The 12,842-nt window shown below is 72.0% G+C and carries 14 protein-coding genes; 3 read left to right on the top strand and 11 right to left on the bottom strand.

What is annotated here, in order from left to right:
• Positions 1-27: 27 nt before the first annotated feature.
• The 9 genes from AC3IYI_RS08045 to AC3IYI_RS08005 form a co-directional block, all read right to left on the bottom strand.
• Positions 28-651 carry an acetate uptake transporter gene (locus AC3IYI_RS08045; protein ID WP_489409528.1) on the bottom strand — a complete coding sequence of 208 codons (624 nt, stop codon included), beginning with the start codon at positions 649-651 and terminating at the stop codon, positions 28-30.
• A gap of 116 nt (positions 652-767) precedes the next feature.
• Positions 768-1,988, bottom strand: a complete 1,221-nt coding sequence (locus tag AC3IYI_RS08040) for an acyl-CoA dehydrogenase family protein (protein WP_489409527.1) — start codon at positions 1,986-1,988, stop codon at positions 768-770.
• Positions 1,989-1,997: 9 nt separating this feature from the next.
• Entirely contained in the window at positions 1,998-3,095 is a 1,098-nt protein-coding gene (locus AC3IYI_RS08035; protein ID WP_489409526.1) for a phosphotransferase family protein, read from the bottom strand.
• Positions 3,096-3,250: 155 nt separating this feature from the next.
• Positions 3,251-4,162: an MBL fold metallo-hydrolase gene (locus tag AC3IYI_RS08030; protein ID WP_489409525.1), complete on the bottom strand. Its 912-nt coding sequence runs from the start codon at positions 4,160-4,162 to the stop codon at positions 3,251-3,253.
• A 136-nt stretch (positions 4,163-4,298) separates the two neighbouring features.
• Complete coding sequence (locus AC3IYI_RS08025) at positions 4,299-4,601, bottom strand: hypothetical protein (protein ID WP_489409524.1); 303 nt, start codon at positions 4,599-4,601, stop codon at positions 4,299-4,301.
• A gap of 92 nt (positions 4,602-4,693) precedes the next feature.
• Positions 4,694-5,038: a DUF202 domain-containing protein gene (locus AC3IYI_RS08020; protein ID WP_489409523.1), complete on the bottom strand. Its 345-nt coding sequence runs from the start codon at positions 5,036-5,038 to the stop codon at positions 4,694-4,696.
• Positions 5,035-5,433: a YidH family protein gene (locus AC3IYI_RS08015; protein ID WP_489409522.1), complete on the bottom strand. Its 399-nt coding sequence runs from the start codon at positions 5,431-5,433 to the stop codon at positions 5,035-5,037. Before AC3IYI_RS08015 ends, AC3IYI_RS08020 begins: the two co-directional genes overlap by 4 nt.
• Positions 5,434-5,471: 38 nt before the next feature.
• A protein-coding gene (locus tag AC3IYI_RS08010; protein ID WP_489409521.1) for an IS5 family transposase occupies positions 5,472-6,331 on the bottom strand; the annotation gives its coding sequence in 2 pieces (ribosomal slippage) (positions 5,472-5,983 and positions 5,983-6,331; 861 coding nt in all).
• Between the two features lie 377 nt (positions 6,332-6,708).
• Positions 6,709-7,230 carry an NUDIX domain-containing protein gene (locus tag AC3IYI_RS08005; RefSeq protein ID WP_489409520.1) on the bottom strand — a complete coding sequence of 174 codons (522 nt, stop codon included), beginning with the start codon at positions 7,228-7,230 and terminating at the stop codon, positions 6,709-6,711.
• A gap of 82 nt (positions 7,231-7,312) precedes the next feature.
• Between AC3IYI_RS08005 and AC3IYI_RS08000 the strand changes: the two genes are divergently transcribed.
• A complete protein-coding gene (locus tag AC3IYI_RS08000; protein ID WP_489409519.1) occupies positions 7,313-8,968 on the top strand; it encodes an FAD-binding dehydrogenase in 1,656 nt (551 codons plus the stop codon).
• Positions 8,969-9,031: 63 nt separating this feature from the next.
• On the opposite strand, the gene AC3IYI_RS07995 is transcribed toward AC3IYI_RS08000, so the two are convergent.
• On the bottom strand, positions 9,032-9,457 hold the full coding sequence (locus AC3IYI_RS07995; RefSeq protein ID WP_489409518.1) for an ASCH domain-containing protein: 426 nt from the start codon (positions 9,455-9,457) through the stop codon (positions 9,032-9,034).
• Positions 9,458-9,706: 249 nt separating this feature from the next.
• Between AC3IYI_RS07995 and AC3IYI_RS07990 the strand changes: the two genes are divergently transcribed.
• Positions 9,707-10,654, top strand: coding sequence for a hypothetical protein (locus AC3IYI_RS07990; RefSeq protein WP_489409517.1), 948 nt, complete (start codon positions 9,707-9,709; stop codon positions 10,652-10,654).
• Between the two features lie 141 nt (positions 10,655-10,795).
• Positions 10,796-12,373, top strand: coding sequence for an APC family permease (locus AC3IYI_RS07985; RefSeq protein WP_489409516.1), 1,578 nt, complete (start codon positions 10,796-10,798; stop codon positions 12,371-12,373).
• A 66-nt stretch (positions 12,374-12,439) separates the two neighbouring features.
• On the opposite strand, the gene AC3IYI_RS07980 is transcribed toward AC3IYI_RS07985, so the two are convergent.
• Positions 12,440-12,799 (bottom strand): zinc ribbon domain-containing protein YjdM, encoded by a 360-nt coding sequence (locus AC3IYI_RS07980; protein ID WP_489409515.1) that lies wholly within the window; start codon positions 12,797-12,799, stop codon positions 12,440-12,442.
• Between the last annotated feature and the right edge of the window lie 43 nt (positions 12,800-12,842).

The following is a 12,842-nucleotide window of genomic DNA, read 5'->3' as shown; positions in this document are numbered from 1 at the left end:
TGCCGCGCCGACGGCCGTGGAGACGTCCTAACCCAGCGGTGCGACCTCGCGGCCCCAGGTCTCCTTGGCGACGACCGCGAAGGAGATGTACCAGGCGACGCCCGCGGTGAAGAGGCCGAGGAAGCCGCCGGTGTGGCCCAGTGCCGTGCTCTGCGCCAGGTCGCCGAGGGCGAGGAACAGGAAGGTCAGCGCCAGCGAGACGAACAGCACCCGGTGTGCGAGGTCCAGCTTCATGGCGGCGATCGACATGTACGCGGTGAAGAGGAACCAGGCCACGAGGAACCAGCCGGTCGCCACGTGCGCCTGGTCGGCCGGCAGCGTCGGGACGACGAACTTCACGTAGCCCGCGAAGGACATCCAGAACGCGCCGTACGAGACGAACGCCGTGGTCCCGAAGGTGTTGCCGCGGCGGAACTCCATCACGCCCGCGACGAACTGCGCGAGGCCGCCGTAGAACAGCGCCAGCGGCAGGACGACGGCGCTGAGCGTGGCGTTCGAGATCAGCCCCGAGTTGAAGAGGCTGAGCACGAAGGTGGTGAGGGCGAACGCCGCCAGGCCGAGCGGGCCGGGGTTGGCCATGGCCTGCGGCGCGGTGACGGGGGAGGCCGTGGCGTGCGGCGCGGAGGCGGGGGCCAGGGTGGAGCTGGGCATGGCGAAGGGCACTTTCAGTGGGGGACATCCCGAATATATCGGACTTCCCCCGGTGGTCTGGACCATTAAAGGTCCACTCCCGCGGGACCGAAGTCCCCCGCCACGCCCGCCGGAGGCTACCGGTACCGCTTCAGCTCCCGGTGCGCCAGCGAGCGCTGGTGCACCTCGTCCGGCCCGTCCGCCAGCCGCAGCGTCCGCGCCGCCGCCCACAGCTCGGCCAGCGGGAAGTCCTGGCTCACCCCGCCCGCGCCGTGCAACTGCACCGCGTCGTCCAGGATCCGCACCACCGCCCGCGGGGTCGCGATCTTGATGGCCTGGATCTCGGTGTGCGCCCCCCGGTTGCCGGCCGTGTCCATCAGCCAGGCCGTCTTGAGCACCAGCAGCCGCAGCTGCTCCACGCTCACCCGGGCGTCCGCGATCCAGTTCTGTACGACGCCCTGCGCGGCCAGCTCCTTGCCGAAGGCGGTACGTCCCACCGCGCGCCGGCACATCAGCTCGATGGCCCGCTCCGCCATGCCGATGAGCCGCATGCAGTGGTGGATCCGCCCCGGCCCGAGGCGGGCCTGGGCGATGGCGAAGCCGCCGCCCTCCTCGCCGATCAGGTTCCCCGCCGGGACCCGGGCTCCGTCGAAGACGACCTCGGCGTGACCGCCGTGGTCGTGGTCCTCGTACCCGTACACCGTCATCGCACGCCGGATCTCGACCCCCGGAGTGTCCCGGGGGACCAGGACCATCGACTGCTGGCGGCGCGGGTCGGCGCTCCCGGGGTCGGTCTTGCCCATGACGATGAAGACCTTGCAGTCCGGGTTCATGGCCCCGGAGATGAACCACTTGCGGCCGGTGATCACATACTCGTCGCCGCTCGCGGACCGCTCGATCCGGGTCTCGATGTTCGTGGCGTCCGAGGAGGCCACCTCCGGCTCGGTCATCGCGAACGCGGACCGGATCTCCCCGGCCAGCAGCGGCTCCAGCCACTGCTTCTTCTGCTCCTCGTTCCCGAACTGCGCGAGCAGCTCCATGTTCCCGGTGTCCGGAGCCGCGCAGTTCGTCGCCGTCGGCGCCAGGTGCGGGCTGCGGCCGGTGATCTCGGCGAGCGGGGCGTACTGGAGGTTGGTCAGCCCGGCGCCGTGCTCCGCGTTCGGAAGGAAGAGGTTCCAGAGTCCCTGACGGCGCGCCTCGGCCTTCAGTTCACCGAACACGGCCGGGGTGTCCCAGGGCGAGGCCAGCCGCGCGCGCTGCTCGGCGGCGACGGGTTCCGCCGGGTAGACGTACTCCTCCATGAACGTGAGGAGCCGTCCGCGGAGTTCCTCGGTGCGGGCGTCGAATGCGAAATCCATGGGGGTTCCTCAGCCTTCCTGGAGGGTGGTCAGACCGTGCTCGATGAACACCGGGACGAGCTCGCCGATCCGGTCGAAGCCCGAGCCGACGGTCTGCCCGAGCGTGAAGCGGTAGTGGATGCCCTCGAGGATCACCGCGAGCTTGAACCAGGCGAAGGCCGTGTACCAGGCCACCTGCGAGGTGTCCCGGCCCGAGCGGGCCGCGTACCGCTCGATCAGCTCGGCGGGCGCCGGATGACCGGGAGCGCCGCTGGTCGTGCTGACCGGGGAATCGGTCAGGCCCAGGTCGGAGCTGTACATCACCAGCAGCCCGAGGTCCGTCAGCGGATCGCCGAGCGTGGACATCTCCCAGTCCAGCACCGCCCGGATCCGGTCCGTGCCGTCGTCGCCGTCCCCGGAGCCGCCGATCAGCACGTTGTCCAGCCGGAAGTCACCGTGCACCACCGTGGGCGCGGGGGAGTCGGGCAGGGCGCGCCCGAGGGAGCCGTGCAGCTCGTCGATCCCGGCGAGCTCCCGCCCCCGGGAGGCCGCGAGCTGCTTGCCCCAGCGGCGCAGCTGCCGGTCCAGGAAGCCCTCGGGCCGGCCGAAATCGCCCAGGCCCACGGCCTCCGGGTCCACCGCGTGCAGGTCGACCAGGGTGTCCACCAGGCCCAGCACCGCCCGCCGGGTCCGCTCGGGGCCGAGCGCCGCGAGCTGGCCGGCCGTCCGGTACGGCACCCCGTCCACGTACTCCATCACGTAGAACGGCGCCCCCAGCACGGCCTCGTCCTCGCACAGCAGCAGCGGCTCGGGCACCGGTACCGCGGTGCCGTGCAGCGCCGCGATGACCCGGTGCTCGCGCCGCATGTCGTGCGCGGTGGCCAGTACGTGTCCCAGCGGCGGCCGGCGCACCACCCACCGGGAGGTCCCGTCGCCCACCTCGTACGTGAGGTTCGAGCGGCCGCCTTCGATCAGCCGGCCGGTCAGCGGCCCGGCCACGAGGCCCGGCCGCGCCCGGTCGAGATGACTCCGCAGCCGCTCCAGATCGAGGCCCCGCGGGCCGGAGGGGGCCGCGGAGGGGCCGGGGGAGGGATCCGGGGAGGGGGCCGGGCCCGGGGCTGAGGTCATGGTGCGCGCCTCCGTACGGAGTTGACGACGACGGAACGATCGCGACCCATGATGCCGACCAGTCGGTATGTCGTCCAGTGCCCGAGCCGAAGAGACCTCCGCCCTGCCTCGCCCCGCCGCCCCGTCCCGCCCCGCCGCCCCGCCGCCCCGTCCGGTCAGGCGTGGCAGAGGATCGGCGTCCCGCCGTTCATCACCGTCATGTCCCGCAGCACCGCGAGGATGTCCAGCGGGACCCCCTCGGGCTCCCCGGCCAGTTCCGCGTAGGCCCGGTGCAGGTTGGCCACCAGCCGCTCGCTCTCCCGCCAGGCCGCGAACTCCCCGAGGTCGGCCTGCCGGGCCGCCTCCAGCGGGGTCAGCCCCTTCGTGCGGCCCTCCCGGGCCAGCTCGGCCACGTACCGCAGATAGCGCTCGGTGGCCTCGTACGCGCCGGGATCCGTCAGCGGCCCGTGTCCCGGGACCACCTTCTCCGCGCCGAGCGAGCGCAGCAGCTCCAGGGCCCGCAGCGAACCGGCCAGCGAGCCCATCGCCAGGAAGGGCGTGCCCTCCGCGAAGACCAGGTCGCCGGTGAAGACGATCCGCTGCTCGGGCAGCCACACGAGGGAATCGCCCGTCGTGTGCGCGACGCCCGGGTGGAGGACCCGCACCTCGGTCTCCCCGACGTACAGCGTCATCCGGTCGCCGTACGTCAGATCGGGCGCGGTGATCTCCAGCGCCCCGAAGTCGTTCACCGGCCAGATCAGCTCCAGCTGGTGCCCGGCGGCGAGCTGCTCGGAGCGCGCGTTCTCGTGCCCCAGGATCAGCGCCTCCGGGGCGAACACGCCGTTGCCGTAGGTGTGGTCGCCGTGGTGGTGGGTGTTGACCACCGTGCGGGGGAGCGGCGCCCCGGCGGCCAGTACCGCCGCGCGCAGGGCCAGGGCCCGCCGCTCGGTGGCCGCCGTATCGACGAGGAGCGTCCGGCCGCCGCCGGTCACGAAGCCGGCGTTGTTGAGGCACCAGCCGCCGTCCGGCTGCACGTAGGCGTACACCCCTGGCGCGGGCTGGACGAGGTACGGGTCTTCGGCGGGCATCCGTGCTCTCCCCGGGTCGCTGTGACGGGCCTTCGGCATCCTGCCAGTCGCGGCGGCCCGGGGGAGAGAGAACTCCGTCAACGGCCGTCAGCGGCCGTCAGCAACCTCGGCGGCCCTCAGTGGCCCCGAGGGGCCGTCAGTGGTCGTCGTAGTGGCCGTCGTGCGCCGCGTGCCGGTGCCCGTCGTGCAGGTAGTCGACGTGGTCCCCGTGCGGGACCGAGTCGTGACCGCAGTCCGTGCCGTGGGCGTGCTCGTGGGCGGTGTGCGGGGCGTGCCCGGCGGGCTCGCATTCGTCCCAGTGGCCGGCGTGCTCGCGGTGCAGATGGCCGTCGTGGGCGTAGTCGACGTGGTCGCCGTGTTCGACCACCCGGTGGCCGCAGTCGGGACCGTGGGCGTGGGCGTGCTCCTGCGCGGGGTGTTCCTGGTGCAGAGTCGTCATGAGGCCGACGCTAGTGCGGATCGTCCCGGATCGCCCTTTGTGCCGCTTGCGCGCCGGAGTGGCACCACAAGGCGGACCATCGGTTCGTAGCCTCACACGATGAGCGCCATCGCGAACACGGCCAGGCCCACCGTGCACGCCGTCACGGCCAGCGCCGCACCCGCCGAGAGCCCGGCCGGCCGCGCCGCCTCCATCTCCTTCACCCGCCGGTGCGCCGCCCACAGGAACGCCAGCCAGAACAGCACGATCACCGCCGCCCCGGCGACGCCCGCCGGGGTGCCGCCGTTTCCGTGCAGCGCCTGGCGCACCGCCAGTACCGCCACCACCGCGCACGACAGCGTCGTACGCCGCCACGCGAGCCGGGTCCGCTCGGGCTGCAGCCCCGGGTCGCGGCCGCCGGGGTCCTCGCGGTCGGCGGCGCCGGCCGGGGTGCTCACCGCCCCTTCGTCCAGCCCAGCAGGACCACCACCATCATCGCCACCGCGACCAGCCCCACCCCCAGACTCAGCACCACCGGGAACCGGGACACCGGCAGGTCCTCGCCGCGCCGCATGGCCCGGTCGCACTGCACCCAGTGGTTCACCGCGCGCAGCGCACAGGCCGCGCCCACCGCGAGCAGCGCGATGGCCATCCCCACGCGCACCGCCCACCGCAGGTCGGGCAGGAACTGGTCCACGGCGAACCCGCCGCCGATCAGGGCCAGGGCGGTCCTGATCCAGGCCAGGAAGGTCCGCTCGTTGGCCAGCGAGAAGCGGTAGTCGGGGGTCACGCCCTCGTCTCTCACCCGAGCCGGCGCGAACCACAGCCGCACGTCCTTGACGAAGTCGATCACCCGCCCAATCTACTGGCGACCCGTCCTAGGGAGTGTCTTCAAAGGGGTTTTAGCCAGAGGAACAGGGACGCGATGGTGACGGCTGCCTGGTAGGACTCGCGGGTTTTGTCATAGCGAGTGGCGATCGCGCGGAACTGCTTAAGGCGATTGAAGCAGCGCTCGACCACGTTGCGCTTCTTGTAAAGCAGCCTGTCGAAGGCACACGGTCTGCCTCCGGCACGGCCTCGACGGGATCGGTTGGCGCGCTGGTCACGGCGTTCCGGGATCGTGTGGCCGATGCCGCGTTTACGCAGGTAGGCGCGTATTTTGCGGGAGCTGTAGCCCTTGTCGCCCAGAACATGGTCAGGGCGGGTTCGAGGTCGGCCGGGCCCGGCCCGGCCGACCTTGATGGTGCGCATGACTTCCTCGAAGCGCGTGCAGTCGGCGGCGTTGCCGCCGGTGAGGACGAAGCCGAGCGGACGGCCGCGACCGTCGCAGGCGAGGTGGATCTTCGTGGTCAGTCCGCCTCGGGATCGACCGAGGGCGTGATCACACACTTCGTCCCCCCGCCCTGCCCCTTTTTGCGGGCACCGGCGGCATGCTGATGGGCCCGCGCGACCGTGGAGTCGACCGATACCAGCCAGTCGATGTCACCGGCCGCATCTCTCTCTGCCTGGACCGCGGCCAGCATCCGCGTGAACGTTCCGTCCAGCGCCCACCTGCGGAAACGTGTGTACAGAGTCTGCCAAGACCCATACCGTGCCGGCACATCACGCCACGCCGTACCCGTCCGAAGCTTCCACACGATCCCGTTCAGCACCCGCCGGTCATCCAGCCGCGGCCGCCCCGACGACGACCGCGGCAACAGCGCGGACAACGCTTCCCACTCCAGATCCGACAGCTCATGACGACGCACCATGCAACACATGATCCCCCATCAGAACCCTTTGAAGACAGTCCCTAGTGCTGTGACCGGAAAGGTTCACCGTGTCGCGGCGCCCGGCACGGCACCTCGCCGCGTTGTCGGACCGTGCAAGTACGTCCAGTACGAGGCACGGCCCTCCGCCTTGCGAGGCACCGCACCGAACACCGCGACCCGGCAAACCTTTCCGGCCACAGCACTAGGGCCTGTCGTCAAACTCCCGTCTGCCGCGCGACGCCTGGCACGCGCTCTCGCCGCACCGGGCGAAAGCCCGAGTACGTCCAGTACGCGGACTTTCGCCCGGCGCGCCGAGAGCACGCACCAGACGCCGCGCGGCCGCCCTTCGGGCGACGACGGGAGTTTGACGACAGGCCCTAGCGGCTCCCCGAGCGGAACTCCAGCAGCCTGCGGTACGCCTCCAGCCCGTCCGGCACCCACGGCCAGGATCCGTCCCCGACCCGCCGCTCCACCTCCTCCCCGGGCAGCCACGCGTACCAGGCAACCTCCGAGGCCTGCGGCCGGACGGGCAGCTCGCAGCGGACCTCGTGCACGTAGCTCCACCAGGCACCGCCCGGGCCCTCGTACAGGAACTTGAACAGCGGCTCGGGCTGCCCCAGCCCCGCCACCCCCAGCTCCTCCTCGGCCTCCCGCAGGGCGGCCTCCGCGTAGCTCTCGCCGGCGCCGACCACCCCGCCCACGAACATGTCGTAGAACGAGGGGAAGACCAGCTTCGAATCCGTCCGCCGGTGCGTGAAGATCCGCCCCTGCCCGTCCGTGGCCAGCACGAACACGCAGCGGTGGATCAGCCCGGCCGCGTACACCTCGCCCCGCGGGGCGCGCCCCGTCACCCGGTCCTCCCGGTCCACCACGTCCAGTACCTCGTCGGCCGCGCTCATGCCGTGATCCCTCCGCTCCTGTTGACTGGTTACCGCTCCGTAGCAAAGGATCGCCCCACCACCGACGGAGGACGGGTTCCACATGACGTACGACGCAGACGTGATCGTGATCGGGGCCGGGCTCGCGGGCCTCGTGGCCACCGCCGAGCTCGTCGACGCCGGCCGCAAGGTCATCCTGCTCGACCAGGAGCCCGAACAGTCCATGGGAGGCCAGGCCCACTGGTCCTTCGGCGGCCTGTTCTTCGTCGACTCGCCCGAGCAGCGCCGCATGCGGATCAAGGACACCCGCGAGCTGGCCCTCCAGGACTGGTCCGGCACCGCCGGCTTCGACCGCGAGGAGGACGCCTGGCCGCGCCGCTGGGCCGAGGCCTACGTGGACTTCGCCGCCGGCGAGAAGCGCCCCTGGCTGCACGCCCAGGGCGTCCGCTTCTTCCCCGTCGTCGGCTGGGCGGAACGCGGCGGCTACGACGCCAACGGCCACGGCAACTCCGTCCCCCGCTTCCACATCACCTGGGGCACCGGCCCCGGCCTCGTGGAACCCTTCGAGCGCCGCGTACGGGCCGGGGTGGCCCGCGGACTGGTCCAGCTGAAGTTCCGCCACCGGGTCACCGGGCTCTCCCGTACGGCGGGCACCCTCGACACCGTGACCGGCGAGGTCCTGGCCCCCTCCGGCGCCGTACGCGGCACCGCGAGCAGCCGCGAGGCCACCGGCGAGTTCTCCCTGCGCGCCCAGGCCGTGATCGTGACCAGCGGCGGCATCGGCGGCAACCACGACCTCGTACGGGCCCAGTGGCCGGCCCGCCTGGGCACGCCGCCCGCACGGATGCTCTCCGGGGTCCCGGCCCACGTGGACGGCCTGATGCTGGGCATCGCGGAAGGGGCCGGCGCCAGCCACATCAACAAGGACCGGATGTGGCACTACACCGAGGGCATAGAGAACTGGAACCCGATCTGGTCCCGGCACGGCATCCGCATCCTGCCCGGCCCGTCCTCGCTCTGGCTGGACGCCACCGGCAAGCGACTGCCCGTACCGCTCTTCCCGGGCTTCGACACCCTCGGCACGCTCGACCACATCATGAAGACCGGCCACGACCACACGTGGTTCGTCCTCAACCAGCGCATCATCGGCAAGGAGTTCGGGCTCTCCGGGTCCGAGCAGAACCCGGACCTCACGGGCAAGTCCGTCCGCGGGGTCATCGACCGGGCCCGCCAGGCGGTCCCCGGACCGGTGCAGGCCTTCATGGACAACGGCGCCGACTTCGTGGTCGAGAAGGACCTCTCCGCGCTGGTGCGCGGCATGAACGCGATCACCAAGGACGGACTCCTCGACGAGGAGACCGTCCGGCGCGAGGTCGTCTCCCGCGACCGCGAGATCGCCAACCCCTTCACCAAGGACCTCCAGGTCACGGCGATCCACGGCGCCCGCAAGTACCTCGGTGACAAGCTGATCCGCACCGCCGCCCCGCACCGGATCCTGGATCCCGCGGCGGGCCCGCTGATCGCCGTCCGGCTCTCGATCCTGACCCGCAAGTCCCTGGGCGGCCTGGAGACCGACCTCTCCTCCCGCGTCCTGACCGCCACGGGAGAACCCCTCCCGGGTCTCTACGCGGCGGGCGAGGCGGCCGGCTTCGGCGGCGGCGGCGTCCACGGCTACCGGGCCCTGGAGGGCACCTTCCTCGGCGGCTGCATCTTCTCGGGCCGGGCGGCGGGCCGCGCGGCGTCCGCGGCCGTCTCCTGAACCCGTCTCCTGCAATCCGTCTCCTGGACGCGTCTCCTGACCGCGTCTCCTGACCCCGGCTGCTTAGGGCAGCCGGGTTACCAGGCGGAACCGCTCCGCCACGACCGGGGTGTCGTCGTCGACCGTGAAGTCCGGGTCGCCGACGGCCTCCCGCATCTGCGGCCCGTGCCAGAACTCCTCGTGCCCGGCGCGCCATTCGGCCACGGACGTGAACCCCTCGCCCTCGTCCAGCGCGTGCCGCAGGTCCACGTCCGCCAGCCGCAGCACCCGTACGTCCGTCACCTCCAGGACACCCACCGGACGCTCGGCGGAGTCCACGATCACCATCATCTCGCCCGCCACGGGCAGCGGGTCCCCCGCTGCCTCGTAGTCCGCCAGGACGCCCGTGGTCGTGGTCTTGGCGCCGCTCAGGACGGCCGCCACCAGCTTGTCGCGCAGCGGCCCCGGGAAGGCGAACTCGACAGGCGGGAGATCTTCGTAGGCAGTCATGGACCCACCCTACGATCCTGCGGGCGACCCCGCCCGGGTAGGTGTGCGCCCTGTCGGCAACGTGCCGACAACCTGCCGACAACCTGCCACGAACCGGAACAACCGCATCAACTCGTCGTTTCGAACGACCAGTTGAAACGAGCCAGGCGGTGGACTGGACCTTGACGCGGAGCTGTGCGTACCGCTTTGCTGTGCGTGATCTTCCAGCCACACCGTCCAACCGCCCGCGTCCTGGAGGGAATCCCGCGGATGTCGCCGCCTCCGCCGCCCCTCGGCCGCGCCCGCAAGCGGGACGCCCAGCTCTTCGACCCCGCGCTCTGCGACAGCGAACTCGTCGACGTCCGCGCGCAGTTCACCCAGGGCCGCTGGGTCAAGGCCCGCACCCTCCTCGTCGCCACCGGCGACGACTGGGACCGCCGCGGGCACCGCCTCGTCGTCCTCGCCGAAACCCCGGCCGCCACCGCCTGGGCTCGCGAGTGGCTCCTCGCCGAACCGGAGAGCGCCGACGCCGTCACCCTCCTCGCCTGCGCGGCCGTCTTCGGCGCCCTGCGCCGCAAGGGCACCCCCGAGGCCGCCGAGGAGGCCTGCCGCCGCGCCGCGGCCCTGCTCCCGGCCGACCCCACCCCCTGGCTCGGCCTGCTGCTCCTCACCCGCGCCTTCGGCACCGAAGAGGAGTTCAGCCGCCACTTCGACCAGGTCCGGGCCCGCCACCGCGAACACCACCACGCCCACCACCTGATGGTCTCCCGACTGGCCGAACGGGCCCCCGCCGCCGGCCGCGACCCGCTCCACGAGGTCTACGACTTCGCCGCCTGGGCCGCCGAGGAATCCCCTGCCGACTCCCCGCTCGCCGTCCTCCCCGTCATCGCCCACGCAGAGCGCTACCGCGTCCTCGCCGCCGCGCAGGGCCATGGCCCGGACGCCGGAGTCGAGCACTGGTCCGGCCGCCGCGCCCGCCAGGTGCTGCGCTCCGCCTTCGACTGGTGGCTGGAGTGGGAGCGCGAGGACCACCCCCGCAACCGGGTGGACCTCAACTTCCTCGCCCACGCCAAGCTCTGCGAGGGCCGCCCCGCCGAGGCCGCCGCCCTCTTCCAGCGCATCGGCAGCCACGCCACCCAGGCCCCGTGGTCCTACCCGGACCTCGACCCGCACAAGGCCTTCCTCGCCGCACGCAGCGCCGCGCTCGGCACCGCCTGACCCAGACCGGCCGGCACCACCCGGCCGGCACCGCTCAGCAAGTACCGCCCAGCAAGTACCCGCTCAGCCGCTCAGCCAGAAACGCCAGCCAGTACCGCTCAGCCAGACCGCTCAGTCCCCACGCCGAAAGGACACCCCGCCATGCCGACGGGCAGATCCACCACGCTCACCGACCCGGCCGGCCAGGCCGAGATCCGTACGTACAAGGGCCAGGACCGCGCCCTGCGCGCCGACCGCCTCGGCACCGCCGGTCTGCTGCTCTCCGTGCTCGCCGCGAGCGCGCCCCTGATGGTCGTCGCGGGTGTCATGCCCACCACCTTCGGGGTCATGGGCATCGTCGGACAGCCCCTGCTGTTCGTGATCCTCGGCGCCGTCCTCGCCCTCTTCAGCGTCGGCTACGCCGAGATGAGCCGGCACGTCCACAACGCCGGCGCCTTCTACGCCTACATCGCGCGCGGACTCGGCCCCACCGCCGGCGCCGGCGCCTCGCTCGTCGCCCTCGTCGCCTACAGCGCCATGCAGGTCGGCGTCTACGGCATCCTCGGCTTCGAGATCTCCGGCCTCTTCGCGACCTACCTCGACACCGAACTCGCCTGGTGGATACCGGCCCTGGCCGCCGTCGCCCTCACCGGCGCCCTCGGCTGGCTCAAGATCGACCTCAACGCCAAGGTCCTCGGCGTCCTCCTGCTCATCGAGGTCCTCCTCGTCGTCGTCTTCGACGTCGCCGCCCTCGGCGAGCCCGGCCCTGAAGGCCTCTCCCTGCACGCCTTCAACCCTGAGACCCTCACCGGCGCGGGCCTCGGCACCGCCCTGTGCTTCTGCATCGCCGCCTTCGTCGGCTTCGAGCAGTCCCCGGTGTACGCCGAGGAGACCAGCAAGCCGCACATCGTCGTCTCCCGGGTGATGTTCCTCGCCGTCGGGTTCGTCGCCCTCTTCTTCGCCCTCAGCGCCTGGGCCCTCAGCGTCGCCACCGGCCCCGGCGAGGTGGTCAAGGCCTCCGCCGAGGCCGGCCCCGGCCTGCTCTTCCAGCTCACCGAGAGCCGCCTGGGCGCCACCTTCACCGACGTCCTGCACATCCTGTTCGTGACCGGCATGTTCGCGGCGATGCTCAGCTTCCACAACGTCGTCTCCCGCTACGCCTTCGCCATGGGCCGCGAGGGCCTGCTCCCGGTCGCCTTCGGCCGCACCAACGCCGGCACCGGCGCGCCCGCCACCGGCTCGCTCCTGCAGACCGTGATCTCCGTCGTGGTCGTCCTGGCCTTCGCCTTCACCGACGACACGCCGACCGGCGACCCCACCGTGCCCGTCCTGCACCTGTTCACCTGGATGGGCAGCGTCGGCGCCCTCGGCGTGACCCTCCTCATGGCCACCGCCTCCTTCGCGGTCATCGCCTTCTTCGTCCGCCGCGGCACCGCCGGCGCCCAGCTCTGGCGGCTCGGCGCGGCGGGCCTCGCAGGCCTCGCGCTGCTCGCCATCGCCGTCTACACGGTCAAGGACTTCGGCGTCCTGGTCGGCGCCGAGGAGGGCTCCGCGCTGAGCTGGGCCCTGCCCGGCATCATCGCCGCCGCCGCCCTCGTGGGCCTGGCGTACGGGCTCTTCCTGCGCTCCGCCCGCCCCGTGGTGCACGCCCGCATCGGCCTGGGCAACGAGGCCTTCCGTCTCGACCAGGCGGCGGAGTCGGAGTCGGCCGGGACCGCGATCCCGGGCCCGCGCGCCTGATCCGCACCGGACACACGAAGAGGGGCCCCGCCGTGGCGGGGCCCCTCTTCGTACGCGGAGCGGAGCTCAGGCCTTCTTGACCACGCTGGACTTCAGCTGCATGGCCCCGAAGCCGTCGATCTTGCAGTCGATGTCGTGCCCGTCGACCCCGTCGATGAGGCGGATGTTGCGCACCTTGGTACCGGCCTTGATCCCCGAGGGGCTGCCCTTGACCTTGAGCGCCTTGACGACGGTCACGGTGTCGCCGTCGCTCAGCACGTTCCCGACGGCGTCCTTCACGACCTGCTCCCCGGCGTTCGCGCCGGTCTCGGCGTCGTTCTCGGCGGGCACCCACTCGTGCCCGCACTCGGGGCACACCACGAGGGCGTTCATCTCGTAGGTGTACTCGCAGGAGCATTTCGGACAGGGGGGAAGGTTCTCGTTCACCGGCCCAGAATATCCCGAACCCGCCCTGCACGGCTCGCCGCGC

It is taken from the genome of Streptomyces sp. GL_148, assembly GCF_057834205.1.
Note: the sequence above shows the minus strand (reverse complement) of the source record. Positions and strands in the feature narration are given on the sequence as shown.

Coding starts and splice junctions, on each gene's coding strand:
- AC3IYI_RS08040 (WP_489409527.1), bottom strand. CDS start 1,988: ATGGATTTCGCATTCGACGCCCGCACCGAGGAACTCCGCGGACGGCTC.
- AC3IYI_RS08045 (WP_489409528.1), bottom strand. CDS start 651: ATGCCCAGCTCCACCCTGGCCCCCGCCTCCGCGCCGCACGCCACGGCC.
- AC3IYI_RS08035 (WP_489409526.1), bottom strand. CDS start 3,095: ATGACCTCAGCCCCGGGCCCGGCCCCCTCCCCGGATCCCTCCCCCGGC.
- AC3IYI_RS07990 (WP_489409517.1), top strand. CDS start 9,707: ATGTCGCCGCCTCCGCCGCCCCTCGGCCGCGCCCGCAAGCGGGACGCC.
- AC3IYI_RS08005 (WP_489409520.1), bottom strand. CDS start 7,230: ATGAGCGCGGCCGACGAGGTACTGGACGTGGTGGACCGGGAGGACCGG.
- AC3IYI_RS07985 (WP_489409516.1), top strand. CDS start 10,796: ATGCCGACGGGCAGATCCACCACGCTCACCGACCCGGCCGGCCAGGCC.
- AC3IYI_RS08025 (WP_489409524.1), bottom strand. CDS start 4,601: ATGACGACTCTGCACCAGGAACACCCCGCGCAGGAGCACGCCCACGCC.
- AC3IYI_RS07995 (WP_489409518.1), bottom strand. CDS start 9,457: ATGACTGCCTACGAAGATCTCCCGCCTGTCGAGTTCGCCTTCCCGGGG.
- AC3IYI_RS08030 (WP_489409525.1), bottom strand. CDS start 4,162: ATGCCCGCCGAAGACCCGTACCTCGTCCAGCCCGCGCCAGGGGTGTAC.
- AC3IYI_RS08000 (WP_489409519.1), top strand. CDS start 7,313: ATGACGTACGACGCAGACGTGATCGTGATCGGGGCCGGGCTCGCGGGC.